Annotated in this window: 23 protein-coding genes and 1 pseudogene; 14 read left to right on the top strand and 10 right to left on the bottom strand. The window is 70.7% G+C overall.

The annotated features are described in order from the left end of the window. Positions 1-128: 128 nt before the first annotated feature. Positions 129-941, top strand: coding sequence for a hypothetical protein (locus ACFWBB_RS06630; RefSeq protein WP_385267775.1), 813 nt, complete (start codon positions 129-131; stop codon positions 939-941). A 39-nt stretch (positions 942-980) separates the two neighbouring features. On the opposite strand, the gene ACFWBB_RS06625 is transcribed toward ACFWBB_RS06630, so the two are convergent. Both ACFWBB_RS06625 and ACFWBB_RS06620 read right to left on the bottom strand, forming a co-directional pair. Continuing rightward, positions 981-3,347, bottom strand: a complete 2,367-nt coding sequence (locus tag ACFWBB_RS06625; RefSeq protein WP_385267773.1) for an HAD-IC family P-type ATPase — start codon at positions 3,345-3,347, stop codon at positions 981-983. A 136-nt stretch (positions 3,348-3,483) separates the two neighbouring features. Beyond that, a complete protein-coding gene (locus tag ACFWBB_RS06620) occupies positions 3,484-3,783 on the bottom strand; it encodes a DUF2530 domain-containing protein (RefSeq protein WP_385267771.1) in 300 nt (99 codons plus the stop codon). Between the two features lie 117 nt (positions 3,784-3,900). On the opposite strand from ACFWBB_RS06620, the gene ACFWBB_RS06615 reads away from it, so the two are divergent. After that, positions 3,901-5,352, top strand: coding sequence for an NCS2 family permease (locus ACFWBB_RS06615; protein WP_385267769.1), 1,452 nt, complete (start codon positions 3,901-3,903; stop codon positions 5,350-5,352). Positions 5,353-5,425: 73 nt separating this feature from the next. Here ACFWBB_RS06615 and ACFWBB_RS06610 read toward each other — a convergent pair whose 3' ends face one another. Further along, positions 5,426-5,608, bottom strand: a complete 183-nt coding sequence (locus ACFWBB_RS06610) for a ribbon-helix-helix protein, CopG family (RefSeq protein ID WP_057600791.1) — start codon at positions 5,606-5,608, stop codon at positions 5,426-5,428. A gap of 151 nt (positions 5,609-5,759) precedes the next feature. Between ACFWBB_RS06610 and ACFWBB_RS06605 the strand changes: the two genes are divergently transcribed. The 3 genes from ACFWBB_RS06605 (at position 5,760) to thpR (ending at position 8,325) form a co-directional block, all read left to right on the top strand. After that, the gene (locus tag ACFWBB_RS06605) at positions 5,760-6,197 is read left to right on the top strand and encodes a MarR family winged helix-turn-helix transcriptional regulator (protein ID WP_385267766.1); all 438 of its coding nucleotides are present in this window, start codon (positions 5,760-5,762) and stop codon (positions 6,195-6,197) included. 177 nt (positions 6,198-6,374) lie between these two features. Beyond that, positions 6,375-7,646: an MFS transporter gene (locus tag ACFWBB_RS06600; RefSeq protein ID WP_385267764.1), complete on the top strand. Its 1,272-nt coding sequence runs from the start codon at positions 6,375-6,377 to the stop codon at positions 7,644-7,646. Between the two features lie 106 nt (positions 7,647-7,752). Then, the gene (gene thpR / locus ACFWBB_RS06595; protein ID WP_385267762.1) at positions 7,753-8,325 is read left to right on the top strand and encodes an RNA 2',3'-cyclic phosphodiesterase; all 573 of its coding nucleotides are present in this window, start codon (positions 7,753-7,755) and stop codon (positions 8,323-8,325) included. A 256-nt stretch (positions 8,326-8,581) separates the two neighbouring features. Here thpR and ACFWBB_RS06590 read toward each other — a convergent pair whose 3' ends face one another. Next, entirely contained in the window at positions 8,582-9,484 is a 903-nt protein-coding gene (locus ACFWBB_RS06590) for an SDR family oxidoreductase (protein ID WP_385267760.1), read from the bottom strand. A 28-nt stretch (positions 9,485-9,512) separates the two neighbouring features. After that, the gene (locus ACFWBB_RS06585; RefSeq protein WP_385267758.1) at positions 9,513-9,917 is read right to left on the bottom strand and encodes a Dabb family protein; all 405 of its coding nucleotides are present in this window, start codon (positions 9,915-9,917) and stop codon (positions 9,513-9,515) included. Positions 9,918-10,039: 122 nt separating this feature from the next. Between ACFWBB_RS06585 and ACFWBB_RS06580 the strand changes: the two genes are divergently transcribed. Next, positions 10,040-10,657, top strand: a complete 618-nt coding sequence (locus ACFWBB_RS06580; RefSeq protein ID WP_385267756.1) for a TetR/AcrR family transcriptional regulator — start codon at positions 10,040-10,042, stop codon at positions 10,655-10,657. Positions 10,658-10,702: 45 nt separating this feature from the next. Beyond that, positions 10,703-10,927: a hypothetical protein gene (locus ACFWBB_RS06575; protein ID WP_385267754.1), complete on the top strand. Its 225-nt coding sequence runs from the start codon at positions 10,703-10,705 to the stop codon at positions 10,925-10,927. A gap of 14 nt (positions 10,928-10,941) precedes the next feature. Here the strand turns inward: ACFWBB_RS06575 and ACFWBB_RS06570 are convergent. From ACFWBB_RS06570 to ACFWBB_RS06555, 4 genes and pseudogenes are all read right to left on the bottom strand, one after another. Next, positions 10,942-11,368, bottom strand: a pseudogene (locus ACFWBB_RS06570) (helix-turn-helix domain-containing protein). A 294-nt stretch (positions 11,369-11,662) separates the two neighbouring features. Beyond that, positions 11,663-12,655: an aldo/keto reductase gene (locus ACFWBB_RS06565; protein WP_385267752.1), complete on the bottom strand. Its 993-nt coding sequence runs from the start codon at positions 12,653-12,655 to the stop codon at positions 11,663-11,665. Between the two features lie 60 nt (positions 12,656-12,715). Next, positions 12,716-13,303, bottom strand: coding sequence for a Uma2 family endonuclease (locus tag ACFWBB_RS06560; RefSeq protein ID WP_385267750.1), 588 nt, complete (start codon positions 13,301-13,303; stop codon positions 12,716-12,718). Positions 13,304-13,420: 117 nt separating this feature from the next. Continuing rightward, the gene (locus ACFWBB_RS06555; RefSeq protein WP_385267748.1) at positions 13,421-14,095 is read right to left on the bottom strand and encodes a GDSL-type esterase/lipase family protein; all 675 of its coding nucleotides are present in this window, start codon (positions 14,093-14,095) and stop codon (positions 13,421-13,423) included. 101 nt (positions 14,096-14,196) lie between these two features. Here ACFWBB_RS06555 and ACFWBB_RS06550 point away from each other — a divergent pair, with 101 nt between their 5' ends. Both ACFWBB_RS06550 and ACFWBB_RS06545 read left to right on the top strand, forming a co-directional pair. Beyond that, complete coding sequence (locus ACFWBB_RS06550) at positions 14,197-15,222, top strand: WD40 repeat domain-containing protein (protein ID WP_385267746.1); 1,026 nt, start codon at positions 14,197-14,199, stop codon at positions 15,220-15,222. A gap of 133 nt (positions 15,223-15,355) precedes the next feature. Next, positions 15,356-16,933 (top strand): cellulase family glycosylhydrolase, encoded by a 1,578-nt coding sequence (locus tag ACFWBB_RS06545; protein WP_385267744.1) that lies wholly within the window; start codon positions 15,356-15,358, stop codon positions 16,931-16,933. A gap of 199 nt (positions 16,934-17,132) precedes the next feature. Here ACFWBB_RS06545 and serC read toward each other — a convergent pair whose 3' ends face one another. Next, a complete protein-coding gene (gene serC, locus ACFWBB_RS06540; protein WP_385267742.1) occupies positions 17,133-18,251 on the bottom strand; it encodes a phosphoserine transaminase in 1,119 nt (372 codons plus the stop codon). A 186-nt stretch (positions 18,252-18,437) separates the two neighbouring features. On the opposite strand from serC, the gene ACFWBB_RS06535 reads away from it, so the two are divergent. The 5 genes from ACFWBB_RS06535 to ACFWBB_RS06515 all read left to right on the top strand — a co-directional run bounded on the left by ACFWBB_RS06535 (position 18,438) and on the right by ACFWBB_RS06515 (position 26,476). Continuing rightward, entirely contained in the window at positions 18,438-21,377 is a 2,940-nt protein-coding gene (locus tag ACFWBB_RS06535; RefSeq protein WP_385267740.1) for an FAD-binding and (Fe-S)-binding domain-containing protein, read from the top strand. Positions 21,378-21,594: 217 nt separating this feature from the next. Then, complete coding sequence (locus ACFWBB_RS06530) at positions 21,595-22,722, top strand: lipid II:glycine glycyltransferase FemX (protein WP_385267738.1); 1,128 nt, start codon at positions 21,595-21,597, stop codon at positions 22,720-22,722. Positions 22,723-22,890: 168 nt separating this feature from the next. Then, entirely contained in the window at positions 22,891-23,016 is a 126-nt protein-coding gene (locus ACFWBB_RS06525) for a hypothetical protein (protein ID WP_351763093.1), read from the top strand. A 71-nt stretch (positions 23,017-23,087) separates the two neighbouring features. Further along, positions 23,088-25,409, top strand: coding sequence for an ABC transporter transmembrane domain-containing protein (locus ACFWBB_RS06520; RefSeq protein ID WP_385267736.1), 2,322 nt, complete (start codon positions 23,088-23,090; stop codon positions 25,407-25,409). Between the two features lie 116 nt (positions 25,410-25,525). After that, positions 25,526-26,476 (top strand): DMT family transporter, encoded by a 951-nt coding sequence (locus ACFWBB_RS06515; protein WP_385267734.1) that lies wholly within the window; start codon positions 25,526-25,528, stop codon positions 26,474-26,476. The last annotated feature ends 126 nt before the right edge of the window (positions 26,477-26,602 follow it).

The following is a 26,602-nucleotide window of genomic DNA, read 5'->3' as shown; positions in this document are numbered from 1 at the left end:
CCCGGGGCCGGCCGCTCGCCGCTCTTCCCCGGCTCTTACCTTCCGGGGCACAACTCACCCCGCCCGCCACGAATCTCACCTCATGAGTCAGCAGACTCCGAGATCACTCCTCCATCTGGGAATCACACATGCGCATACGCGCCCTCCTGGTCGCCTCCTCCGGCGCCCTCGCTCTCTCCGCCCTCGCCGTCCCGGCCGCCCAGGCCGCCCCGACGGCGGCGCCGAACGTCACCTTCTCCAACGTGAAGGTCAACGCGGGCAAGGCCGTCGTGGTCGGCCCCTCGGCCAAGGTCACCGTCACCGCCACGTACACCGTGACGAAGCCCGCGAGCCTCAGCGCGAGCTCCTTCGACAGCGGCCCGATGCTCTACCGGGGCACCGCCCTCAGCGAGAACTCCGAGATCATCTCCGGTGACGACCCGGGCACCTGCAAGGCGGTCTCCACCACGGTCCTCAACTGCACGGCCAAGATCCAGTTCCGTCCCACCGTCTCCAGTGACTTCGACGACCTGGCCAACGGCCAGGCCGGCGCCTGGAAGGTGGGAGCCCTCGCCGTACCGCACAGCGCCACCAGCGAAGCCGACCTCAAGTGGCAGAGCAACCTGGGCACCGTCAAGGTGCAGCGCCAGGCGCAGCTGACGGCCGACGCCACCCCCGAGCCGGTGAAGAAGGGCAAGACCCTCACCGTCACGGGCAAGCTGACCCGCGCCAACTGGGACACCAACAAGTCCGGCGGTTACGCGGCCCAGCCGGTGAAGCTCCAGTTCAGGAAGAAGGGCGGCACCACCTACACCACGGTCAAGACCGTCAAGACCAGCTCGACCGGCGCCCTGAAGACCACGGTCACGGCGTCCGCCGACGGCTACTACCGCTACAGCTTCGCCGGCACCACGACGACCCCCGCGGTCAGCGCGGCGGGCGACTTCGTCGACGTCAAGTAAGCGGCCGGGACGGTCCCTGGGCAGCAGACAGGACGGTCCCTAGTCGGGAAAGCGGCGGTCGACCCATTTCCAGGAGAACTCCAGGGCGACCGCCGCCACCGCCGCCACCCCCACCGCGATCCACGGCATCGCCGTCCCGACCAGCTTCAGCGCGAAGAAGTCCTGGAGCCACGGGACCACCAGCACGAGCAGGAACGCCCCGCCCATCGAGGCGACCAGCAGGATCCGCCACCAGGTGTACGGCCGGGCGATGATCGCCAGCACCCACATCGAGATCAGGAACAGCGTGAGGGTCGCCGCACTGGTCTCGGCCTCCAAGGAGCCTGCCCCGGTGTAGTCGTGACGGGCGATCAGATACGTGACGAAGGTCGCGACCCCGGCGACCACCCCGCCCGGGACCGAGTAGCGCATCACCCGTCGTACGAAGTGCGGCCGGGCCCGTTCCGTGTTGGGGGCGAGGGCGAGGAAGAAGGCCGGGATGCCGATGGTGAGGGTGGACAGCAGCGTCAAGTGCCTGGGCAGGAAGGGGTATTCGACCTGCCAGCAGACCACCAGCAGGGCCAGCAGCACCGAGTAGACCGTCTTCACCAGGAAGAGGGTCGCCACGCGGGTGATGTTGCCGATGACGCGCCGGCCCTCCGCCACCACCGAAGGCAGGGTCGCGAAGCTGTTGTTCAGCAGCACGATCTGTGCGACCGCCCGGGTGGCCGCGGACCCCGACCCCATCGCGACGCCGATGTCCGCGTCCTTCAGCGCGAGAACGTCGTTGACGCCGTCCCCGGTCATCGCGACCGTGTGCCCGCGTGACTGGAGCGCGCCGACGATGTCCCGCTTCTGCTGCGGGGTGACCCGGCCGAACACCGTGCCCTCGTCCAGCGCCCGGCCCATCTCCTCCGGCTCGGCGGGCAGCCGGCGCGCGTCGACCGTACCGCCGTCCAGCCCGAGCTTCGCGGCCACCGCCCCCACCGACACCGCGTTGTCACCGGAGATGACCTTGGCGCGCACGTCCTGCTCGGCGAAGTAGCGCAGGGTGTCGGCGGCGTCCGGCCGCAGCCGCTGATCGAGTACGACGAGGGCGGCGGGCCTGGCGCCGCGCGCGGGTTCGGGGTCGTCGAGGTCGCGGGCGGCCCGGGCCAGCAGCAGTACGCGCAGGCCCTGCTCGTTGAGCCGCTCGGTCTCGGCGAGGGCGGGATCGCCGTCCGCCAGCAGCACGTCGGGCGCCCCCAGCAGCCAGGTGCCGTTCTCCCCGTCGCCCTCGCTGAAGCTGGCGCCGCTGTACTTGCGGGCGGAGGAGAAGGGCAGCGACTCGGTGCAGCGCCAGTCCTCGGCGTCCGGGTAGGCGTCGATGATCGCCCGGAGGGAGGCGTTCGGCCTCGGGTCGGACTCGCCGAGGGCCCCGAGCACCTGCCGTACGTACGACTCGTCGTAGCCGTCGAGTGTGCTGAGACCGGTGACGTCCATGCCGCCCTCGGTGAGCGTGCCGGTCTTGTCCAGGCAGACGGTGTCGACGCGGGCGAGGCCCTCGATGGCCGGAAGCTCCTGCACCAGGCACTGTTTCCGGCCGAGCCGGATGACGCCGATCGCGAAGGCGACCGAGGTGAGCAGGACGAGCCCCTCCGGGACCATCGGGACGATGCCCCCGACGGTGCGGGCGATGGACTCCTTTAGGTCGTTGTTCTTCACGAAGAGCTGCGTGATCACCAGGCCGATCGCGGCCGGGACCATCATCCACGTCACGTACTTGAGGATGGTGGAGATGCCGGAGCGCAGCTCGGAGTGGACCAGCGTGAAGCGGGAGGCCTCCTCGGCGAGCTGGGCGGCGTAGGCCTCCCGGCCGACCTTCGTGGCCTGGAAGGCGCCGCCGCCGGCCACCACGAAGCTGCCCGACATGACCTGGTCGCCGGGTCGTTTGACGACGGCGTCGGCCTCGCCGGTGAGCAGCGACTCGTCGATCTCCAGCCCGTCGGCCTCGACGCACACCCCGTCCACGGGGACCTTGTCCCCGGGACCGATCTCGATGAGGTCGTCCAGGACGACTTCGGAGGTGGCGACCTCGACGGCCGTGCCGTCGCGGCGGACGGTGGGCCGGGCCTCGCCGACGACCGCGAGGGAGTCGAGCGTCTGCTTCGCCCGCCACTCCTGGATGATGCCGATGCCGGTGTTGGCGAGGATCACGAAGCCGAACAGGCCGTCCTGGATGGGGGCGACGGCGAGCATGATCAGCCACAGAATGCCGATGATCGCGTTGAACCGGGTGAAGACGTTCGCCCGGACGATCTCGCCGACGGAACGGCTGCTGCGGACTGGTACGTCGTTCACCTGGCCGCGCGCGACGCGGTCCGCGACCTCGGCGGCGGTGAGGCCGGTCGCCGTCGGCGCGGAGGCGGGGGCGTCGGTGTGGGCCATGGGATCGACGGTACGTGCGGTTCTGGGCGTTCACCCCCTGGGGACGCCGAAGATCCGACCTCGGGAGGACGGGGGCGGTGCCCCGTGTAGTGCCTGGGTAGTACCGCCCCGGCCGGTCCGGCCGGTCCGGCCGGGGCTAGCCGGTGACCGGGCCCACGGGCTCGTCCGGCTCGCCCGGCTCACCAGGCCCGCTCGCCGCGTCCCGTTTGATCGCCGCGTCCCGCTTTCGGACGTACCAGATGCCGATGAGGCCGAGTCCGGCGCCGGCCAGGCACGTCCACACCCACCAGGTACGGCCGCGGTCGTCGAACCAGCCGTAGAAGGGGAGCTGGACCAGGAAGAGGACGAACCAGAGGATCGTGCCGCCGGTGATGGTGGCGACCACGGGGCCCTCCAGGGGCTCCGGCGCCTCGTGTTCGGGAATCCACTTCTCCATGGGGCTCAGCTTACGAGGCGATCACATCTACGCGCGGAGATGGCCGATCCGAACGTTATATGTTCATACTGAAACGGTTTGGTACTGACCACTTCTCTTCGTAGGAAACGCCAAAAGATGCCCACGTCGGCCCCCGCCAAGGTCCCTGCCCCTGAACAGCCGGGAGCCACGCCTCTCTACGGCGCCCTCGACCGTTACTTCAGGATCTCCGAACGGGGCAGCACGCTGCCCCGCGAGATCCGGGGCGGTTTCGCCACCTTCTTCGCGATGGCGTACATCATCGTGCTGAATCCGATCATCCTCGGCAGCGCGAAGGACATGTACGGGCACCAGCTCGACAACGGTCAGCTGGTCACCGCCACCTGTGTGACGGCCGCCTTCACCACGCTCCTCATGGGCGTGATCGGCAACGTGCCCATCGCGCTGGCCGCCGGCCTCGGCGTGAACTCGGTGGTCGCGCTCCAGCTCGCGCCCCGGATGTCCTGGCCGGACGCCATGGGCATGGTCGTGCTCGCGGGTCTCGTGGTCATGCTCCTGGTCGCCACCGGTCTGCGCGAGCGCGTCATGAACGCGGTGCCCTTCGGCCTGCGCAAGGCGATCAGCATCGGTATCGGCCTGTTCATCATGCTGATCGGGCTCGTCGACTCCGGCTTCGTCAGCCGTATCCCGGACGCCGCCCACACCACCGTCCCGCTCCAGCTCGGCGCCGACGGTCACCTCACCGGCTGGCCGGTCCTCGTCTTCATCCTGGGCGCCCTGCTCACGCTGGCCCTGATCACCCGCAAGGTGCCCGGCGCGATCCTCATCTCGATCGTCGCGATGACCGTCCTCGCGCTGATCATCAACGCGGTCGCGACGGTCCCCTCCTGGGGCCTCACCACCCCCGAGTGGCCCGGCAACCCCGTCGCCACGCCCGACTTCGGGCTCATCGGCCAGGTCAGCCTCTTCGGCGGCTTCGGCAAGGTCGGGGTTCTGACCGGCGTCCTCTTCGTCTTCACGGTCCTGCTGTCGTGCTTCTTCGACGCGATGGGCACGATCATGGGTGTCAGCGACGAGGCCAAGCTGACCAACGCCAAGGGTGAGATGCCCGGCATCAACAAGGTCCTCTTCGTCGACGGCCTAGCGGTCGCCGCGGGCGGTGCCAGCTCCTCCTCCGCCACCACCGCCTTCGTGGAGTCCACGGCCGGGGTCGGCGAGGGCGCCCGCACCGGCTTCGCGAACCTCGTCACCGGCGGCCTCTTCACCCTCGCGCTGTTCCTGACTCCGGTCGCCACGATGGTCCCGTCCCAGGCCGCCACCCCGGCCCTGCTCGCGGTGGGCTTCCTGATCCTGGCCGGTTCGGTCAAGGAGATCGACTGGGCCGACCTCACCATCGCCATCCCGGCCTTCATCACCATGGTGATGATGCCGTTCACCTACTCGATCACCAACGGCATCGGCATGGGCTTCATCACCTTCGTGCTGCTGCGCCTGGCGGCCGGACGCGGCCGGGAGGTCCCGGTGCCGATGTACGTCGTCTCCGCCGTCTTCACCTTCTACTACCTGATGCCGGCCCTCGGTCTCACCTGATGCCGATCCTCGGTCTCACCTGATGCCGGCCCTCGGGCTCACCTGATCCCCGCCCGCCCGCACCCGCGGCGGCTCAGGTGAGCCCGTAGAACTTCTCCGTCTCCTCGACGGCGGTCTGGAACCGCTCGTCGAAGTCATCACGAATGAGCGTCTGGACGACATAGTCCTGGACGCTCATTCCCCTTTTCGCCGCATGCTGCCGGAGCCGTTCGAGCAGCTCCCCGTCTATCCGCAGGCTGAGCACACTGGTCCCCATGAGACGAGGGTCGCGGGCACGTACCGCAGTCCGGCCGCTTTCGCTGCCTACTCACTCGTTCGAGTGACGGTGAGGTTTCCGTGGCCGGGGTCACGGGGAATCCGGGCGTTCGCCAGCTTGTTTAGCGAGAGTAATGAGTTATGCTAAAGAGATGCCTGACCTAACCCATGGCGACGACGGTGCCGCCGTGAACTCCCTGCGTTCAGCCGTGATGCGGCTGTCCCGTCGGCTCAAGCACCAGCGGGTCGACGAATCGCTGAGCCCGACCGAGATGTCGGTGCTCGGCACCCTGTCCCTCTGCGGCAGTGCCACCCCGGGCGAGCTCGCCCGCAAGGAGCACGTGCAGCCGCCGTCGATGACCCGCATCGTGGCGCTGCTGGAGGCCAAGGGCCTGGTCCGGCTGGAGCCGCACCCCGAGGACCGGCGCCAGAAGGTCGTCACGAAGACCGAGCAGGCCGAGGCCATGCTCAAGGAGAGCCGCGCCAAGCGGAACGCCTTCCTGGCCACCCTGGTCGACGGCCTCGACGAGGACGAGTGGGCGAAACTGCGCGCCGCCGCCCCCGTCCTGGAGAAACTCGCACACCTGTAGACAGCCATCACCTGTGGACAGCGCCGGTAGCCGGTGCCTGTGGACAGCCATGAGGAGGCGACCTTTTTGAGTTCGGGACCCGGAGCAGACTCCGCCCCCGCACCGACCACCCACGAGACCCGTGCCGGGGGGCCTGCCGAGGGCGTCGGCAAGTCATCCGAATCATCCAGGTCGTCCATGTTCAGCTCCCTGAAGGTCAGGAACTACCGCCTGTTCTTCATGGGCCAGGTCGTCTCCAACATCGGCACCTGGATGCAGCGCATCGCGCAGGACTGGCTGGTGCTCAGCCTCACCGGCTCAGCCACCGCCGTCGGCGTCACGACGGCACTCCAGTTCCTGCCGATGCTGCTCTTCGGCCTCTACGGCGGCGTCCTCGTCGACCGCCTGCCCAAGCGCCGTACGCTGCTGTTCACCCAGTCGGCGATGGCCCTCACCGGCATCGCGCTCGCCGCCCTCAGCCTCTCCGGGCACGTCCAGGTCTGGCACGTCTACGTCGCCGCCTTCGCCGTGGGTCTCGCGACCGTCCTGGACAACCCGGCCCGCCAGACCTTCGTCTCCGAGATGGTCGGCGCCGACCAGCTCCAGAACGCGGTCAGCCTCAACTCGGCGAACTTCCAGTCGGCCCGGCTGGTCGGCCCCGCCGTCGCCGGCGTGATGATCACCGGCGTCGGTACCGGCTGGGCGTTCCTCTTCAACGGCCTGTCCTTCGTCGCACCGCTCGCCGGCCTGCTGCTGATGCGCTCGCGCGAGCTGCACGCCGTCGAGCGCGCCCCGCGCGGCAAGGGCCAGCTGCGGGAGGGCCTCCAGTACGTCGCCGGCCGCCCCGAGCTGATCTGGACGATCGTCCTGGTCGGGTTCGTCAGCACCTTCGGGTTCAACTTCCCCGTCTACCTCTCGGCCTTCGCCGACGACGTCTTCCACGCGGGCGCGGGCTCCTACAGCCTCTTCAACACCCTGATGGCGGTGGGCTCCCTGGCGGGCGCCCTGCTCGCGGCCCGGCGCGGCACGGCCCGGATGCGGGTGCTGGTCGCGGGCGCGGTGGCCTTCGGCACGATGGAGATCGTGGCCTCCATGGCCCCCTCCCTGTGGCTGTTCGCCCTGCTCATGGCCCCGATCGGGATGTTCGGCATGACGGTCAACGTCACCGCCAACAGCAGCGTCCAGATGAGCACCGACCCGGCCATGCGGGGCCGGGTGATGGCCCTCTACATGATGGTGTTCATGGGCGGCGCCCCGATCGGCGCGCCGATCGCCGGCTGGGTCACCGACGCGTACGGCGTCCGGGCGGGCCTGGCTTCGGGCGGTGCGGTCTCGGCCGCCGCGGCCGTCACCGTCGGCCTGGTCCTGGCCCGCATGGGCAACCTCCGTCTGTCGGTCGGCTGGCACCACGGCCATCCGAGCGTGCGGTTCGTCCCCCGGGAGAACCGGGAACTCGCCACGGTCGCATGACGTGTCACGAGGCTGTACGGCGTCACCCGCAGGATGCGGGTGACGCCGTTGGCCTCGTCAGGGGCGACGCGCGCGTGCCGCCGTGCCTGCCGGGAAGATCGGGGGCATGAGACTCTTCGCCGCCGTGCTGCCCCCGGACGACATCGCCGACGAACTCGCCGCCGAGGTCGCCCGGTTGCGCACGCTGCCCGGTGCGGACGGGCTGCGCTGGACGGGCCGGCCCGGCTGGCACCTCACCCTCGCCTTCTACGGCGAGGTCGACGAGGACCTCGTACCGGAACTGTCGGCCCGGCTGACGCGCGCCGCGCACCGGAGCGCGCCCTTCGCGCTGGCCCTGGGGGGCGGGGGGCAGTTCGGGCACGGGCGGGCGCTGTGGGCCGGAGCGGCCGGGAACGTGCCCGCGCTGCGGCTGCTGGCCGACCGGGCGGAGGCGGCGGCCCGGAAGGCGGGCGTGGAGATGGGCGAGCACCGCCGCTACAAGGCGCACCTGACGCTGGCGCGCAGCCGCGACGCGGTGGACGTCCGGCCGTACGTCGAGGCGCTGGACGCCTTCGAGGGCCGTACCTGGACGGTGGGGGAGCTGGTGCTGGTGCGCAGCCACCTGCCGAAGTCCGGCGTTCCCGGGGAGCAGCCCCGCTACGAGCCGGTCGGGCGCCGGCCGCTCGGCGGGGCCGGTTAGGCTCGGCACGTGGACCCGAAGACCCGGAACCGGATCATGGCCGGTGCGCTTGTGCTGTTGTTCGTCGTGGTGGCGGTGGCGGCGGCGGTCGGCAGATAGCGGAGGCTGTCCGACCGACCGACCGACCGCCGCCACGCCGCGCCGTGCGTGGCCGGGCGGGCGGCCCCTCGGCGGGGGCCCCGCCGCTGGTGCCGTGACCACGAACGTTCACGGTGTCGGCGGCCATGCCGTCGGCCTGCCGGTGTGGGGTGGAAGTTCAGCCGACCTCGTTGCGGACGGCGGTGTCGAGGTCGGTGGCGGTCAGGCCGAAGGTCTCGGCGGTCTCCGTCGCGTCCATGTGGAACGGCGCGTACCACTGGTAGTCCATCTCGGCCATCTCGCGGGCGATCGGCACGATCAGCCCGGCCGTACGCGTCACGGAGCGCGGTATCTGGACTAGTTTGACCGGTGGCCGGCCTGCCGCGACGGCGTAGCGCCGCGCCAGCTCGCGGATGGTGACGGCCGGCGGAGACGGCACGTGCCAGGGTCGGCCCCACGCGCGTTCTTCCGAGGCCAGCGTGATGAGGGCCCGTGCCATGTCGCCGTTGAAGGTGAAGGTGTGCGGCATGTCCAGGTGGCCGGTGATCCAGGCCGCTTTTCCCTTCTGCAGGGCCGACTTGATGAGCAGGGAGTAGATGCCGTTGGCGTCCTTGCCGATGTAGTCGGAGCCGCGGACCTCGACGGTGCGGATCCCCCCGGCGAGGGCCTGTTCCCACATGCGTCTGCGCAGGCGGCCCTTGTGCCCGGTGGCGGCCATGGGGGTGTGTTCGTTCATCCGGCCAGCGGGCTGCGGACCGTAGGCGTAAAGGCTGCCGGTCAGCGCGAGGACGGCGTCGTTCGCCTTGGCGGAGGTGATGGCCGCCGTCTGCAGGGGCGGCAACAGGCGCTCCCACACCGTGTATGAGGGTGGATTGGCGCAGTGGTAGATCACTTCCGCGCCGCGGGACAGCTCGGTCAGGCGGGACGGGTCGGACGCGTCCGCGGCGACCCGGTCGACCAGCGGGTGCTCGGGGCCGGAGCCGCTGCGGGTGACGATCCGGACGCTCTCGCCGCGCTCGGCGAGCAGACGAGCGACGTTGGTACCGATGGAACCGGCACCGATGATGACGTGCTTGGCCATGACGGTTTCTCCTTCTCCGGGGTCTCGGTCAGTCGTCCACGCCGGAGCCGGTATAGGTGGGCACGTCGGCGAGCATGCCGGCGATCTGCGGGTTGAGCTCGTTGCGGCGCCGGTGCAGTTCCTGGATCTTGGCGTTCAGGTCAGGGTCCTCGTCGTCACTGACGTCGAAGATCTCCAGCCGTTCGACCAGGTGCAGCCCGAGGTGGTCTGTCTGGTAGGTGGTCGGGTGCGTCAGGTAGGCGAAAAGCCCGTCAAGATCCTCGACGACGAACACCGCGCTGTACGTGTAGTCGCCGCCGTGGTCGCGGCCGACGACGAAGGACTTGATGGCGGGGTTCGACCGGCCCTGATTGCGCCAGCTCCCCAGCGCCGCCTCGATCTGCTCGGGCGTCGCAGTGGCCTTCATCGTGACCCTGTTGATGTGGTAAATCATGACTTACTACCCGTCCCTAACGTCGTTAGAATTCCTAACGGCGTTAACTATGACGCGCGTCGGCGGCGCGGTCAAGGCGGTGACTAGTGTTCGAGGACACCATCGAAGCGAAGTGACGGACCATGGCGACCAGCACGAGACGGGCCCGCGAACGGGCGAACACCCGGGAGCGGATCATCGAGGCCGCGCTGCACGTTCTCGAGACCGAGGGCGTCGCGGCTCTGACGATCCGGCGCATCGCCACCGACGTCGAATATTCAGCGCCCGTCGTCTACCAGCACTTCGCCAACAAGGACGCGCTCGTTCTGGAGCTGGTCGCGTACGGTCACCGCCTGATGCTGAGCGAGTTCCGCCGAGCGGCGCAGGAGCCCGATACGGACCGGCGCATGACGCGCATCGCGTCGCAGTACGTCCGGTTCGCCGGCGAGCACCCCCACCTCTTCCGGGTCATGAACGACCCGATGGTCGACGCGGACGAACGCCGACGCGTCGCGGAACCGGTCATCGACGTCCTCAAGGAGCTGCTCACCTCCTGGTCGGCTGCACACGACGTGGTCCTGGCCGATTTCGACCAGGCTTGCGAGATCCTCTGGGGCACGCTGTACGGCATCGCGTCGCTCAGTTACCTCGGCAACGTAGGCAGCGATCGCGCCCGCCACCTCGCCGAACAGGCGCTCCGCGCGATCCTTCTCGGCTGGCGAACCGAGGCGCCGGCGAACGGTCGACCGGCGAGCAGCTAGGTGCTCTGACCCCTGTGGTTCGCCGGGTTTAGAGGGAGGACCGGAGTGTTCGTCGAGATCCTCTTCGTGGGGCTGCCGATCGATCGTGACGACGTCGAGGGGGCTCTGGAGACGGCGTTCGAGCTCGACGGCGAGGTCACCGGCGCGGGCAGCGGCATGGGTCGTTGCCATCTTGACCTTGAGATCGCGGAGAGCCGGACACGACCGCGGCCCTGGAGCGGCTCCGGGCGGTGCTGTCCGAGCTGGGAGTCGCGGACTGCGCGACATTGAACGTCAGCGAATGATCAAGCCGCCGTCCTCGCTCGTCCGCCCCATCGGATGTTCTTCTCACTGCGGCTGCGGGCGCGCTCTCGACGCTGGGCGGCAAGGACGTCGGGGTGGCGGGCGTTGGCGTTGCGCCAGCGGAGACAGGCGTGGAGGGCCCGGGTCTGTGTGGCGTGGTTGCGGTGGTTGGAGTTGGCGATCGTGAACTGTCGCGACGGCCCGAAGTGAGCCTCGATCGGGTTGGCCCAGGACGCGTAGGTCGGCGTGAAGCACAGCTCGGCCCTGACTGAGCAGGCGGGGACGGCCTCCCGCCCACTGAGGGGCCAGGCATGCCAGGCCGATCTCGTTGAACCGGTGGATCACGTCCCGGACGGTGTCCTCGTCGGCCTGCACCAGCTTCGCGATCACCGGCACCCGGTTCCCGCCGGCCGAGGCCAGCAGCATCATCGCTCACCGGAACCGCACCGAACTGGTGCAGCCCCGGCGCACGATCCGCTGCAGTTTCTGCCCCTCCGGACGGCCCCTCGGCAGGGGCCCGCCGCCAGCTGGCGAAGGCCTCGCGGAGGCTGTCCGACCGACGACAGACCACCGCCCCGCTGTGCCCGGGCGGGCGGACGGCCCCTCGGCAGGGGCCCGCCGCCAGCAGGCGATGACCTCGCGGAGGCTGTCCGACCCGACGACCGAGCGCCGCCGCGCCGTGCCCGGGCGGGCCGGCGGACGGGCCCTGTGAGCGGCCAGCCGCTACCAGGCGAAGGCCTCCGGGGACGGTCCCGGGCCGGGGAAGACCTCGTCCAGGCCGGCCAGCAGCTCCTCGCTCAGCTCCAGTTCGACCGCGCGCAGGGCCGAGTCGAGCTGCTCGGCGGTGCGCGGACCGACGATCGGGCCGGTCACGCCGGGCCGGGTGAGCAGCCAGGCCAGGGCCGCCTCGCCGGGCTCCGCCCCGTGCTTCTCGAGGAGGTCCTCGTAGGCCTGGATCTGCGCGCGGGTCTTGGTGTCGGCGAGGGAGTCGGCGGCCCGTCCGGAGGCGCGGCGACCGCCCTCGGTCTGCTTCTTGATGACCCCGCCCAGCAGCCCGCCGTGCAGCGGCGACCAAGGGATGACCCCGAGGCCGTACTCCTGCGCGGCCGGGATGACCTCCATCTCGGCGCGCCGCTCGGCCAGGTTGTACAGGCACTGCTCGCTGACGAGCCCGATGGTGCCGCCGCGGCGGGCGGCGGTCTCGTTGGCCTGGGCGATCTTGTAGCCGGGGAAGTTGGACGACCCGGCGTAGAGGATCTTGCCCTGCTGCACCAGTACGTCGATGGCCTGCCAGATCTCCTCGAAGGGAGTGCTGCGGTCGACGTGGTGGAACTGGTAGAGGTCGATGTGGTCGGTGCCGAGCCGCTTGAGGCTGGCGTCGACGGCCCGCCGGATGTTCAGCGCGGAGAGCTTGTCGTGGTTCGGCCAGGCATCGCCGTCGGCGGCCATGTTGGCGTACACCTTGGTGGCGAGGACGACCTGGTCGCGGCGCCCGCCGCCCTTCGCGAACCAGCTGCCGATGATCTCCTCGGTACGGCCCTTGTTCTCACCCCAGCCGTACACGTTCGCGGTGTCGAAGAAGTTGATGCCCGCACCGAGCGCCGCGTCCATGATCGCGTGGCTGTCGGTCTCGTCGGTCTGCGGGCCGAAGTTCATGGTGCCGAGGACGAGGCGGCTGACCTTGAGTCCGGTACGTCCGAGCTGCGTGTACTTCATGAGGCACAAGCCAACGACTTGGAGTGCGCTCGATGCAAGGGGGGTCGGTCGGGCGAGGGGTCAGTCGCGGGGGAACTCGTCTGTTCTGAGGGTGAGGCCGACCGCGGTGCCGGTCAGGTCGATGTCATCGCCGAAGTCGACCTTCGTCTCCGTGATGTAGTCGCCGTTCTTGGGCTGGGTGTAGATGTGGCAGCGGCGCTGGTAGGGATCGGCGATCAGGTAGACGGGGACCTCGGCGGTCGCGTAGGCCCCCATTTTGGGGCCGTAGTCGTTGGCGGCGGTGCCCTTGGAGATCACCTCGGCGACGAACTCGACGTCCTCGTGGCTCCAGCGGCCGTCCTCCGACCTGGCGGCGCTCTCGGCCATCACCGTCACATCGGTCGCGAAGCCGTTCAGGTGCCCCGGGTAGTCGATGCGCACGTCGGACTTCACGCGCTTGCGGGGGTACTTGGTCCGCAGTTGTTCGACGATGTCCAGGATGATCTCCCAGTGGGTGTCCCGCTGGGGCGACATGAAAACGGTCCCCTCGACGATCTCGACCTTGTATCCCTCGGGGACGGGCATCGTCTCGAGCCGCTCGAACATCTCGTCGAGCGTGATCGTGTTGTCGCTCTCGGCCATCGCGATCCTGCCTTCAAGGACGGTCATCGTGGCGCTCCTCCCCGGCCGCACTCGCTCGAGTGCCGCCGCGCAGTACAACGATACGCACGGTGACGAGGTAGCGGCGCGGAGCGCATATGCCAGAAGGGTGCGCGGGCGCGAGCCTCAGCGCGCGTACTCCCCGCCCAGCTCCCACCCCTGGTACATCGCCTCCGCGAAGGCCGACGCCAACTGGTGTTCACCGTTCGCGTTCGGGTGGGTGCCGTCGTAGGTGTCGGTGTCGATGTCCCAGGTCTCCGGGACCGAGGCCAGGAGGATCGGCGAGGCCGGCTCGTCGAGGTCGGCGGCCGTCTTCCCCAGGAGCTCGTTGAAGCGGGCGACCTGGAGGGCGAAGGGCTCGTCGTTCGCGGCCCGGATGTTGTGGATGACCGGCAGCCACACCATGGCGATCCGGGGGTTCGCCGCCCGGGCCTCGGCGACGAAGGCGCGCGCGTTCTCGGCGGTCTGCTCGGCGTTCGTGTAGAAGCCCAGGTCGATCAGGCCGAGCGAGACCAGCAGGACGTCCGCCCGCGACTTGCGGACCGCCTCGCCGATCAGCGGGGCCATGTGCAGCCAGCCCTCGCCCCAGCCGGCCAGATGACCGCGCGGGAAGTCGGGATCGGCGTAGGCGTACGACGAGGGGCTGTCCGCCGCCTTGTCGTAGAGCGTCTCGCGCGGGCCGACCAACGTGAACGGGCCGCCGTACGTCGCGCACAGGTGCTGCCACATGCGGTAGCGCCAGGAGTGATCGCCCGTGCTGCCGATCGTCATCGAGTCGCCTACGGGCATGAACCTGAGCATCCGCTCATGATGGGGGATCGGGAATGGATCACCTCCGCCGGGGGCCTGTGAGACGGGCCACGAATCCGTGAACGGGAGGGCGGGATGGCAGGCTTGGGGGCATGCGCCGATCTTTCGCCGTCCGAGCCGGAGCCCTGTTCACCACGGTCCTCCTCTCGGGAGCCTTCACCGTGCTCGCCGCGTCCGCCGCGCCCTCCGCATCCGCGGCCTCCGCAGTCGACGGTGACAAGGGCTTCACCATCGAGGATCCGCGCATCACGGAGTCCAGCGGTCTCGCCGCCTCGCGGCAGCACCCGGGCATCTACTGGACCCACAACGACAGCGACGACGGCCCCTACCTCTACGCCGTCGACAGCGCGACGGGGAAGACCGTCGCCCGGCTCACCCTGACCGGCGTCGGCACGCCCCGCGACGTCGAGGCCGTCTCCATCGGCCCGGACAACGAGATCTGGGTCGGCGACATCGGCGACAACCTCGGTGGCACCTGGAAGTACGTGTGGATCTACCGGCTGCCCGAGCCGAAGAAGCTCGTCGACCAGACCGTCAAGGCCACGCAGTACGTCGTGAAGTACTCCGACGGGGCCCGCGACGCCGAGTCGCTTCTTGTGCACCCCAAGACCGGACGGGTCTACGTCATCGACAAGAAGGAGGACGGCGGGCACCTCTACGAGGGGCCGGCGAACCTCTCCGCCTCCGGGGCCAACGTCTTCAAGCCCGTCGCCGCCGTCGACCTGTGGGCCACCGACGCAGCCTTCTCGCCGGACGGCACCCGGCTCGCCGTCCGCGGCTACTTCGGCGGCATCTCGTACGCCTGGAACGGCGGGAAGATCAAGCGTGAGGGGCGGCTCGACGTGCCGCTGCAACGGCAGGGCGAGTCCGTCAGCTACTCGGCCGACGGCACCAAGCTGATGTACGGGAGCGAGGGTTCCGGGAGTTCCGTGGTGGCGGAGGACGCGCCCGAGGGCGCTGCCTCGGGTTCCAAGTCGCCTTCGGAGGGCGGTGGTTCGAATGCCTCCGGCGAGGACGGGGGCTCCTCGGCCGCCGGCGGTGTCAAGTTCGGCGCGCTGGCCGTCGCCGCGATCTGCGCCGTCTTCTTCGGCTTCCGCCGGCTCCGGCGCCGCGGCTGAGCGGCTCCACGGCGTGAGCCGTCGCCGTACTCCTTGACGTGGTCATGGTGTGCCAGTTTCCTGGGTGGTGCGCGGTGTGTGGGAGCGCTCCCAACTGTTTCGGGCCCCGCGCCTCCCGAGAGGAAGCAGCGAGATGTTCCGCAGCTTGCGAAGAATGCTGTGCGGTGTTGCCGCCGCGCTTCTCATACCGCTGGGAGCCGGTGCGCAGACGGCCCTCGCGGCGGATACGGCCCATGGGGTGGGTGTGGCCCACGCGGCGGACGCGGCCCGTGTGGCGGACGCCGTCGCGGCCGAGGCCGGTGCCGGCTACTGGCACACCAGCGGCCGGCAGATCCTGGACGCCGCCGGGCAGCCGGTCCGCATCGCCGGGATCAACTGGTTCGGCTTCGAGACCGGCAACTACGTCGTCCACGGCCTCTGGTCCCGCGACTACAAGAGCATGATCGACCAGATGAGGTCGCTGGGCTACAACACGATTCGCATCCCCTACAGCGACGACATCTTCAAGAGCACGACCGCCCCCAACAGCATCGACTTCAGCAGCGGCAAGAACGCCGACCTGCAGGGCCTGAACTCGCTCCAGATCCTGGACAGAATCGTCTCGTACGCCGGTCAGGACGGTCTGAGGGTCATCCTCGACCGGCACCGGCCGGACGCGGGCGGGCAGTCGGCGCTCTGGTACACGGCGGCTGTCCCCGAATCGACCTGGATCACCAACCTCAAGGCTCTGGCGACCCGTTACAAGGGCCAGGACGCGGTCGTCGGCATCGACCTGCACAACGAACCCCACGATCCCGCCTGCTGGGGCTGCGGGGACACCGCGACCGACTGGCGGCTGGCCGCGCAACGGGCCGGGAACGCCGTCCTGTCCGTCAACCCCGACCTCCTGATCTTCGTCGAGGGCGTGCAGTCCTTCAACGGCGTCTCCGGCTGGTGGGGCGGCAACCTGATGGGTGTCGGCCAGTACCCGGTGCAGCTCAGCGTGGCGAACCGGGTCGTGTACTCGGCCCACGACTACGCGACGAGCGTCGCCCAGCAGAGCTGGTTCAGCGATCCGGCGTTTCCCGCGAACATGCCGGGGATCTGGGACAAGTACTGGGGCTACATCTTCAAGCAGAACATCGCGCCCGTGTGGGTGGGCGAGTTCGGCACCACCCTGCAGTCGACGGTGGACCAGAAGTGGCTGGCGGCACTGGTGAGTTACCTCCGGCCGACGTCGACGTACGGCGCCGACTCCTTCCACTGGACCTTCTGGTCCTGGAACCCCAACTCCGGTGACACGGGCGGCATCCTGAAGGACGACTGGCAGACCGTCGACACCGTGAAGGACGGCTACCTGGCGAGCGTCAAGGCGCCCGGCTTCCCGGGGACCGGCAGCGGCAGCGGAGGGGGCGGCGGCGGTGGCGGCACGGCCACCTGCGCCGCCGTCTACACCGTCAGCAGCGACTGGGGCGGTGGCTTCAACGCCGAGGTGAAGGTCAGCAACACCGGGACCGCGGCGATCGGTTCCTGGAAGGTGACCTGGACCTGGAGCGGCGCGCAGCAGATCACCAGCATGTGGAACGCCTCGTACACCCAGAGCGGGACCACCGTGGCGGCGGTGAACGCCTCCCACAACGGGGCGGTCCCGGCGGGCGGTTCGGCGAGCTTCGGCTTCGGGGGGACGCCCGGGGGCGGCGCCGTGCCGAGCGTGAGCTGCGCGGCGGCCTGACTTCCGTGGCCGCGTGAGCGTCTGTACGGACGTCGGCGCGAACGTCTGCACGGGCGTCTGTTGGACGTCTGTACGGACGTCTGTATGAGGAAGGACGCCCGGTGTTCACCGGGCGCCCTTCGTCGTCGTACGCCGCCGTGTCGTCGTCCTACGGGGAACGAACGGCCACAGCTCGGCAACGACTACGGCTCGAGAACGACTACAGCTTGTCGATCACGTAGTCGATGCTCTTCGTGAGCGCCTCGACGTCGGCCGGGTCGACCGCCGGGAACATCGCGACGCGCAGCTGGTTGCGGCCGAGCTTGCGGTAGGGCTCGGTGTCGACGATGCCGTTGGCTCGCAGCACCTTGGCGATCGCGGCGGCGTCGATCTCGTCCGCGAAGTCGATCGTGCCGATGACCTGCGAGCGCTTGGCCGGGTCGGTGACGAACGGAGTGGCGTGCTTCGACTCCTCCGCCCAGCTGTAGAGGCGGGTCGACGAGTCCTTGGTGCGGGCCGTGGACCAGGCGAGGCCGCCCTGGCCGTTGATCCACTCCAGCTGCTGGTTCAGCAGGAAGAGGGTGGCGAGGGCCGGGGTGTTGTACGTCTGATTCTTGCGGGAGTTGTCGATCGCCGTCGGCAGGCTGAAGAACTCCGGGATGTGCCGGCCGGACGCGTGGATCCGCTCGGCGCGCTCGATGGCGGCCGGGGAGAACACGCCGATCCACAGTCCGCCGTCGGAGGCGAAGGACTTCTGGGGGGCGAAGTAGTAGACGTCCGTCTCGGCGATGTCGACCGGAAGGCCGCCGGCGCCGGAGGTGGCGTCCACCAGGACGAGGGACCCCGCGTCGGCGCCCTGGACGCGCTTGAGCGGGGCCGCGACACCGGTGGAGGTCTCGTTGTGCGTGAACGCGTAGACGTCGACGCCCGCCTCGGCGGCCGGCTCCGGGTGCGTACCCGGGTCGGAGGAGATCACGGTGGGCTCGGCCAGCCACGGGGCGAGCTTCGCGGCCTTGGCGAACTTCGAGCTGAACTCACCGAACGTGAGGTGCTGCGACTTGTTCTCGATCAGGCCGTGGGTCGCGATGTCCCAGAACGCGGTGGAGCCGCCGTTGCCGAGGACGACCTCGTAGCCGTCGGGCAGCCCGAACAGCTCGGTGATGCCCTCGCGCACCTGGCCGACCAGGTTCTTGACCGGGGCCTGGCGGTGAGAGGTGCCGAGGAGGGACGTACCGGTGGCGGCCAGGGCGTCCAGCGCCTCCACCCGCACCTTGGAGGGGCCCGCGCCGAATCGACCGTCGGCGGGCTTGATGTCAGCAGGAATCCGGATCTCAGCCACGGAAGGGAGGTTAGCCGGTGGGGGAAACCTGGGTGAAACCTGGTCCGTCGGGTGAGACGGCGTTTCGGTGGGCGGACGTCCTGGAGTCGTGCCCCCCACCACCTCCGTCCGGACGGTCCTCCTCGATCTCGCCCACTCCCGGCTTCGCTCGAGCGGGGGACCCCCACGGGCTGGTTTGCTGGAGGAATGCCGGATCTCGAAGGTGAGCTGCGCAGGGCCGTCCGGGGCGACGTCGGCTTCGACGTGACCTCCCGGGCGCTCACCACCATGGACGCGTCCAACTACCGGCGGGTCCCGCTCGGGGTCGTGGCACCCCGGGATGCCGACGACGTGGCGGCCGTGCTGGAGGTGTGCCGGGCGCACGGGGTGCCGGTCGTCGCGCGCGGCGGGGGCACGTCGATCGCGGGGCAGGCCACCGGCACCGGGGTGGTGCTGGACTTCACCCGGTACATGAACCGGTTGGTCGCCCTGGATCCGCGGGCGCGGACGGCCGTCGTGCAGCCGGGGCTGGTCCTCGACCGGCTCCAGGAGGCCGCCGCCCCGCACGGACTGCGTTTCGGCCCCGACCCCTCCACCCACAGCCGCTGCACGCTCGGCGGGATGATCGGCAACAACTCGTGCGGTTCCCACTCGGTGGCGTGGGGGACGACGGCGGACGGTGTGCGCGAGCTGGAGGTCGTCACCGCGCGCGGGCGGTCGCTGCGGCTCGGGCAGGGCTGGGCGGGGGCGCCGGACGGGCTGCGCGGGCTGGTGGACGGGGAACTCGCCCGGCTGCGGACCGGCTTCCCCCAGCTGCCCCGCCGTATCTCGGGGTACGCGCTGGACGCCCTGCTGCCCGAGAACGGGGCCGACGTCGCCCGTTCCTTCTGCGGCAGCGAAGGCACCCTGGGCGTGCTCACGGAGGCTGTCCTACGGCTCGTCGAGGCGCCACGCGCGCGCGTGCTCGCGGTGCTCGGGTACGCCGACGAGGGCGCCGCCGCCGAGGCCGCGGCCGGGCTGCTGCCGTTCGGGCCGCTGACGGTGGAGGGCATGGCGGCCGACCTGGTGCCGTCCGGCGCGGCGGCCGTAATGCCGCGGGGCGGGGCCTGGCTGTTCGTGGAGACGGGCGGCGACTCGGAGAGCGAGGCACACGCGCGTGCGGAGGCGATCGTGCGCGCGGCGGACGTCCTGGACGCGCGGGTCGTGCGGGACCCCGCCGGGCAGCGGGCGCTGTGGCGGATCCGCGAGGACGCGAGCGGGACGGCGACCCGGATGAGGGACGGCACGGAGGCCTGGCCCGGCTGGGAGGACTGCGCGGTGCCACCGGCCCGGCTCGGCGCGTATCTGCGGGACTTCCGGGGGCTGCTCAGGGACCACGGCCTGCGCGGCACGCCGTACGGGCACTTCGGGGACGGCTGCATCCACGTCCGCATCGACTTCGACCTGCTGACGGGGGCGGGGATCGCCCGCTTCCGTCGTTTCTCCGAGGAACTGGCCGAGCTGGTCGTGTCCCACGGCGGCTCCCTCTCCGGCGAGCACGGCGACGGACAGGCCCGGGCCGAGCTGCTGCCGAAGATGTACGGGGAGGAGATGGTCACGCTGTTCGAGCGGGCCAAGGCGGTCTGGGACCCCGACGACCTCCTCAACCCGGGGATGCTGGTGCGCCCCGCGCCTCTCGACGGCAACCTGCGCTTCGCCGTCCTCCCGCGCGAGCCGGTCGACGTGGCCTTCGGTTATCCGTCCGACGGCGGTGACTTCTCGGCGGCGGTACGGCGGTGTGTGGGCGTCGCGAAGTGCCGTACGGCGCCGCCCCCGGGAGCCGGGTCGGGGGCGCTGGCCGGGTCGGGGGTGATGTGCCCGTCGTTCCGCGCCACGGGCCGGGAGGAGCACTCCACGCGCGGGCGGGCCCGTCTGCTGCACGAGATGCTGGCCGGCGAGCTGGTGACCGACGGCTGGCGCTCGGCCGAGGTGCGGGACGCGCTGGACCTGTGCCTGTCCTGCAAGGGCTGTCGTTCCGACTGCCCCGTCGAGGTCGACATGGCCACCTACAAGGCGGAGTTCCTGCACCACCACTACGAGGGGCGTCGGCGCCCGGCCGCGCACTACAGCATGGGGCGGCTGCCGGTGTGGCTGCGGTGGGCGAGCCGGCTGCGGGCGGCCGCCCCGCTCAACGCGCTCGCGTCGGTCGGCCCACTGGCGGGCGTCGCCAAGCGACTGGCCGGGATCGCGGCGGAGCGGGACATCCCGCGACTGGCGCGACAGACGTTCAGCGGCTGGTGGCGCGGCAGGGCACGGGGGCACGGCCGCGGGCCCGCCCCCGGGACGGGTCGGACCGGCGACCTGGTCGTCCTGTGGCCCGACACCTTCACCGAGCACCTCTCGCCGTCCGTGGGCCGGGCCGCCGTGCGGGTGCTGGAGGCGGCGGGGCTGCGGGTGGCGCTGCCGCCGACCCTGCGGATGCGGGGCCGGCCGGTGGCCGACGGCCGATCGAGGAGCGCGGCCACGCTGCTCACCGCCCGCCGGGGCCGGGTCTGCTGCGGGCTGACGTACGTCTCCACCGGCCAGCTCGACCACGCGCGCGTGGTGCTGCGTCGCACGCTCGACCTGATGGAGCCGGTGCTGGAGACGGCCGCTCCGGTCGTCGTCCTGGAGCCGAGCTGCGCGGCCGCCCTGCGGACCGACCTGCCCGAGCTGCTGCACGACGACCCGCGCGCGGCCCGCCTCGCCGCCCGCGTCCTCACCTTCGCGGAGGTCCTGGAGCGCCACGCACCCGACTGGACCCCGCCCTGTCTGGACCGTCCCGCGGTCGGCCAGACCCACTGCCACCAGCACGCCGTCCTAGGCGACGCGGCCGAGCGGCGGCTGCGCGAGGCCGCGGGCCTCACCGGCGACCTGAGCGGCGGGTGCTGCGGCCTCGCCGGCAACTTCGGCTTCGAGAAGGGCCACTTCCAGGTGTCGGAGGCCTGCGCGCGCGAACAGCTCCTGCCGGCCGTACGGGACGCCCCGGAGCACGCGGTGGTCCTGGCGGACGGCTTCTCCTGCCGGACCCAGCTGGAACAGCTGGCGGGGACGCGGGCAAGGCACCTGGCGGAGGTACTGGCAGAGGGCCTGACGGACGGCCCGAAGGAGGCGCCCGCGGACGGGTAGGCCCAGGGTCCGGCGGACGGTGGGCGGATCGTCGGATGGGGGATGGGGTGGAAGCGGCGGATGGGGGATGGGGTGGAAGCGGCGGATCGGTCCGTGCATGCGGGTGGTGGGCGTGGCTGATCACGGGATGGGCGCGGTCGGACTCCTACGCTGGCCGCGACGGTCGTCCGGCGATCCGGACGGGCGATCGGAACGGTCACTCGAAGGAGCCCCGCGCATGAGCCTGCGTGTCCAGTCCATCACCCGTGACGAGCACCTGGCGTTCGTCGCGGCCCGTTCCTCCGCCAGCCATCTGCAGATCCCGTCCTGGGGGGACGTGAAGCCGGACTGGCGGGCGGAGAGCCTGGGCTGGATCGACGACGACACGGGTGCGCTCGTGGGGGCGGGCCTGGTGCTGTTCCGGCCGCTTCCGGGACTGAAGAGGTACCTGGCGTATCTGCCCGAGGGGCCGCTGGTCGACTGGCACGCGCCGGACCTGGTCGAACGCTGGCTGGAGCCGATGCTCGCGCGGCTCAGGGCGCAGGGCGCGTTCTCGGTGAGGATGGGCCCGCCCGTCGTCGTACGGCGGTGGAGCGCCGACGCGGTCAAGGCGGCCATCGCCGACCCGGACGCCCACCGGCTGCGGGACGCCGAGGCGACCTCGTGCGAGCCGCGCGCCGTCGACGTCGCCGACCGGCTGCGCCGGGCCGGCTGGCAGCGGACCGAGCCGGGCGGGGAGGACGGCTTCGCGGCCGGCCAGCCCCGCTACGTCTTCCAGGTCCCGTTCGCCGGCCGCACTCTGGAGGAGGTGCACGGCGGCCTCAACCAGCAGTGGCGGCGCAACATCAAGAAGGCGGAGAAGGCGGGCGTGAAGGTCGTCCGGGGCGGTGCGGAGGACCTCCCGGCGTTCTACGGGCTGTACACCGAGACCGCCGAGCGCGACCGTTTCGTCCCGCGCCCCCTGTCCTACTTCCAGCGTATGTGGAGCGCGCTGAACGCCGAACACCCCGACCGGATGCGGCTGTACCTCGCCCACCACGACGGCGAGATCCTCGCCGCGGCGACCATGCTGACCGTCGGCGAGCACGTCTGGTACTCCTACGGCGCCTCCACCAGCCGCAGACGCGAGGTCCAGCCGAACAACGCCATGCAGTGGCGCATGATGGCCGACGCCCATGAACTCGGGGCCGCCGTCTACGACTTGCGGGGCATCACCGACACCCTGGAGGAGTCCGACCACCTGCTCGGCCTGCTCCGCTTCAAGGCGGGCACTGGCGGACAGGCCGTGGAGTATCTGGGCGAGTGGGACTTCCGGCTCAACAAGCTGCTGCACAGGGCACTGCACCTCTACATGGCGCGCAGATAGCTGCCGACGCCAACTCCCAGGTTCTCCAAGGGTATTCACAGGAGGGCTTTGCTCATTTTGCCGTTCTCCCGAATGAGAAGCGTGTAAGTTTCTGGGTGTCGGGAACCGGACGCGGAATTCCTGAACGGTTGACGAAAGTACAGCGCCATCTCCCCCCTAGGAGTCGCAATGAGCTTCAAGAAGCTGGCCCCGCTGCCCCCCAAGCCCAAGTCGAAGCAGCTCCCGCCTCCCCCGAAGCCCAAGCCGAAGAAGAAGCTCCAGCCGCAGCCCCCGCTGCCCGGCCGGGACAACTGAGTAGCTCCTGAAAAGGGCCGATGGTGCACCGTCGGCCCTTCTTTCTATTGTTCCTGAGCTGGAGGCGCGAAATGGGCAAGGAATATGAGGAAGGGGAGGAAGACGCGGAGGGAGAAGAATTCGCGTACGAAACTCCCGCCATTCCGGCCCGGACCGCGTTCCGTCGCTTCTTTCCGCTGACCGGAGGGCTGCGGAAATGGCTGGTGATCGTCTGGGTGTGCACGGTCCTCGCCGCGCTCGCCGAAACCGAGGCGATCCTGCTCTTCGGTGAACTCACCGACAACGCCCTGCGGCAGGGCTCGCTCGGCGCGTTCTGGGCGCCGGCCGCGAAGTGGCTGGCCGTCGCCGTCGTCGGCGCGCTCGTCGCCTACGCGGGCAACTCCCTTGCCGCCTGGGCCACCGAACGCTTCGTGATGCGGCTGCGCGAGCATGTCTTCGACCACGTACAGCGGTTGCCGCCCCATTTCTTCCAACGCCACCGCCAGGGCGACCTGTTGTCCCGTCTGACGAGTGACGTCGAGGCGATCGAGACGATGGTCGTGTCCGGGCTTGTGGGCGCGGCCTCGGCGGTCTTCAGCGCGCTCTTCTACGCGGCCGCCGCCTTCTGGCTGCGCTGGGACCTGGCCGCCGCCACCTTCGTCCTGGCCCCGCTCTTCTGGCTGGCGGCCCGCCGCTTCTCGGGCGCCATCAAGGACGTGTCGAGGGCCGGCCGGGCGGCCGACGGGGCGATCACCTCCGTCGTCGAGGAGTCCCTCGGCAACATCGTGCTCACCCAGGCCTACGACCGTCGCGACGCCGAACGCCGGCGCCTGCACGAGGAGGCGACCGCCTGGTTCCGCGCCTCCGTGCGGTCGACCCGGTTGAACGAGGCGTACGAGCAGCTGGTGCAGGTCATCGAGACGGTCTGCGTGCTCGCGGTGATCGGCATCGGTGCCTGGGAGATCTCCACCGGCCGGATGACCCTCGGCCAGCTCCTCGCCTTCGCCGCCTTCCTCGGCTACCTCTACCCACCCGTCCAGGGCCTGGCCCAGCTCGGCCTGACCGTCACCGCGGCCACGGCCGGCGCCGAACGGCTGATCGAGATCCTGGACGTCGAACCCTCGGTCGGTGACCCCGAAAGCGCCGTGGAGGTGGGCCGCCCGGACGGCACGGTCGAGGTGAGGGACGTCGGCTTCCGCTACCCCGGCGCGGACCGGAGCGCCCTGGAGGGACTGTCGTTCACCGTGCGCCCCGGCGAGCTGGTGATCATCACCGGCCCGAGCGGCGCGGGCAAGTCCACGGTCTCCAAGCTGCTGCTGCGTTTCTACGACCCGGACGCGGGTGACGTCCTGCTCGACGGCGTACCCCTACGGGATTTCCCGCTGGCCCGGCTGCGCGAGTACGTGACGCTGCTCCCGCAGGAGACGCTCGTCCTGCACGACACCGTCCGCGCGAACATCGCCTGCGGCCGGCCCGGCGCCAGCGACCAGGCGATCGAGGAGGCGGCACGGGCTGCCGACGCGCACGGCTTCATCGCCGCGCTCCCCGACGGCTACGACACCAGGGTCGACCCCAACTCCGCCCGCCTCTCCGGCGGTCAGCTGCAACGCCTGGCGATCGCCCGGGCGATCCTGCGCGACGCACCGGTCCTGGTCCTGGACGAGCCGACGACGGGACTGGACGCGATGGCCGCCCGCCGGGTCGTGAAGCCGCTGCGCCGCCTGATGGCCGGCCGCACCACGATCATGATCACGCACGACCTCAACCTCGCCCCCGACGCCGACCGCATCCTCGTCGTGGACGGCGGCCGTATCGCGGAGGCGGGCCGCCACGAGGAACTCCTGGCCCGCGGCGGCGCGTACGCCAGGCTGCACCGCTCACAGAACAACGCGGTGATGGACACGGGCGAGCTGAGGCTCCCGTTGTTCGAGGCGGCGCCGATGCCGGTGGCGGCTGCGGCGTCGGCAGCAGCGGGGGCGGCACAGGCGCCGGGGCCACACCAGGCGTACGGCTACGACGACGGATACGTCGACCAGGCCGGCCCTTACGGGCAGGGGTACGGGAACGAGTACGGATACGGGAACGGGAACGGGAACGAGTACGGATACGGGAACGGGAACGGATCTGCGTACGAGCACGGGCAGCCGTACGCGTACGCGTACGTGTCCGCCCCGGAGGCGTACGCCCCGGAGGCCCACGCCCCGCAGGCGTACGCCGCGGCCGGGGCTTACGGAAACGGAACCGCAACCGGAGTCGGATCCCCACCCCCACCCCCACCCGCACCCGGACCCGCCCCCGGCGCCTGGGCCGTGCAGCAGGCCGCCCAGGGTGCGTACGGAACCGTCCCGACGACCCTCGCCGACGGCCGCCCGCTGTTCCGTGACGAGGAGTACGGGGCGCCGCCGGGCATCTGACGTCTCACAGCCCGAGACAGCGGCATAACGGGTTCACACACCTGACGAAGTCCACTACCCTGGACTTGACAGTGCAGCGTGATGTACGCATCCAGTGCCGAGCCCCAGGACCGCCCGTGACTGCCCCCGACACCGCCGCCACACCCCGGCTCACCCCCGGCGCCACACCGGCCGACGCCCCCGGCCGCCTGGGTGCCCTCGGTCCGGTCGGCCTCGTGCTCGCCGGAGGGATCTCGGTGCAGTTCGGCGGCGCGCTGGCGGTGACGCTGATGCCGAGGGCGGGCGCGCTGGGCGTGGTGGCGCTGCGGTTGCTGGTCGCGGCGGTGGTCCTGCTCGTGGTCTGCCGGCCACGGCTGCGCGGTCACTCCCGTACGGACTGGGGCACGGTCGTCGTCTTCGGCGTCACGCTGGCCGCGATGAACGGCCTCTTCTACCAGGCGCTGGACCGCATCCCGCTGGGTGCGGCGGTGACGCTGGAGGTCCTCGGTCCCCTCACGCTGTCGGTCGTGGTCTCGCGCCGCGCGCTGAACCTGGTCTGGGCGGGTCTGGCCCTCGTGGGCGTCTTCCTGCTCAGCGGGGGTGGCGGAGGCGGCGGAGGGTTCGGCGGGGACCTCGATCCGGCGGGCGTAGCGTTCGCGCTGGGGGCGGGAGTGATGTGGGCGGCGTACATCGTCTTCAGCGCCCGCACCGGCCGTCGTTTCCCGAAGGCGGACGGCCTGGCCCTGGCGATGGCGGTGGGCGCGCTGCTCTTCCTCCCCCTGGGCCTCGCCGAGTCGGGCGCGAAACTGGCCGACCCGGTGACGCTGGGCCTGGGCGCGGCGGTGGCCATGCTCTCCTCGGTCCTCCCCTACACCCTCGAACTCCTCGCCCTGCGCCGCCTGCCGGCCTCGACCTTCGCGATCCTGATGAGCCTGGAACCGGCCATCGCCGCCACGGCGGGCTTCCTCATCCTCGACCAGGCCCTGACCACGACCCAGGCGGCGGCGATCGCCCTGGTCGTCGCGGCGAGCATGGGCGCGGTGCGGACACAGGTGGGACGCGCGAAGACGGCGGTCCCGGAGGCCTGACGAGCACCTCGACCCACCGCCCCGGGGCAGAAGGCTGAGTCGCCTCGGACCCGGAGCTCGATGCCCCCGGGCGCCCGGAGCTCGATGCCCCCGGGCCCCTGGAGCTTGGTGCCGCCCGTGCCGGAG

The organism is Streptomyces sp. NPDC060000, assembly GCF_042737375.1.
Lineage (GTDB): Bacteria > Actinomycetota > Actinomycetes > Streptomycetales > Streptomycetaceae > Streptomyces.
Note: the sequence above shows the minus strand (reverse complement) of the source record. Positions and strands in the feature narration are given on the sequence as shown.

Coding starts and splice junctions, on each gene's coding strand:
- ACFWBB_RS06630 (WP_385267775.1), top strand. CDS start 129: ATGCGCATACGCGCCCTCCTGGTCGCCTCCTCCGGCGCCCTCGCTCTC.
- ACFWBB_RS06625 (WP_385267773.1), bottom strand. CDS start 3,347: ATGGCCCACACCGACGCCCCCGCCTCCGCGCCGACGGCGACCGGCCTC.
- ACFWBB_RS06620 (WP_385267771.1), bottom strand. CDS start 3,783: ATGGAGAAGTGGATTCCCGAACACGAGGCGCCGGAGCCCCTGGAGGGC.
- ACFWBB_RS06615 (WP_385267769.1), top strand. CDS start 3,901: ATGCCCACGTCGGCCCCCGCCAAGGTCCCTGCCCCTGAACAGCCGGGA.
- ACFWBB_RS06610 (WP_057600791.1), bottom strand. CDS start 5,608: ATGGGGACCAGTGTGCTCAGCCTGCGGATAGACGGGGAGCTGCTCGAA.
- ACFWBB_RS06605 (WP_385267766.1), top strand. CDS start 5,760: ATGCCTGACCTAACCCATGGCGACGACGGTGCCGCCGTGAACTCCCTG.
- ACFWBB_RS06600 (WP_385267764.1), top strand. CDS start 6,375: ATGTTCAGCTCCCTGAAGGTCAGGAACTACCGCCTGTTCTTCATGGGC.
- thpR (WP_385267762.1), top strand. CDS start 7,753: ATGAGACTCTTCGCCGCCGTGCTGCCCCCGGACGACATCGCCGACGAA.
- ACFWBB_RS06590 (WP_385267760.1), bottom strand. CDS start 9,484: ATGGCCAAGCACGTCATCATCGGTGCCGGTTCCATCGGTACCAACGTC.
- ACFWBB_RS06585 (WP_385267758.1), bottom strand. CDS start 9,917: ATGATTTACCACATCAACAGGGTCACGATGAAGGCCACTGCGACGCCC.
- ACFWBB_RS06580 (WP_385267756.1), top strand. CDS start 10,040: ATGGCGACCAGCACGAGACGGGCCCGCGAACGGGCGAACACCCGGGAG.
- ACFWBB_RS06565 (WP_385267752.1), bottom strand. CDS start 12,655: ATGAAGTACACGCAGCTCGGACGTACCGGACTCAAGGTCAGCCGCCTC.
- ACFWBB_RS06560 (WP_385267750.1), bottom strand. CDS start 13,303: ATGACCGTCCTTGAAGGCAGGATCGCGATGGCCGAGAGCGACAACACG.
- ACFWBB_RS06555 (WP_385267748.1), bottom strand. CDS start 14,095: ATGCTCAGGTTCATGCCCGTAGGCGACTCGATGACGATCGGCAGCACG.
- ACFWBB_RS06550 (WP_385267746.1), top strand. CDS start 14,197: ATGCGCCGATCTTTCGCCGTCCGAGCCGGAGCCCTGTTCACCACGGTC.
- ACFWBB_RS06545 (WP_385267744.1), top strand. CDS start 15,356: ATGTTCCGCAGCTTGCGAAGAATGCTGTGCGGTGTTGCCGCCGCGCTT.
- ACFWBB_RS06535 (WP_385267740.1), top strand. CDS start 18,438: ATGCCGGATCTCGAAGGTGAGCTGCGCAGGGCCGTCCGGGGCGACGTC.
- ACFWBB_RS06530 (WP_385267738.1), top strand. CDS start 21,595: ATGAGCCTGCGTGTCCAGTCCATCACCCGTGACGAGCACCTGGCGTTC.
- ACFWBB_RS06525 (WP_351763093.1), top strand. CDS start 22,891: ATGAGCTTCAAGAAGCTGGCCCCGCTGCCCCCCAAGCCCAAGTCGAAG.
- ACFWBB_RS06520 (WP_385267736.1), top strand. CDS start 23,088: ATGGGCAAGGAATATGAGGAAGGGGAGGAAGACGCGGAGGGAGAAGAA.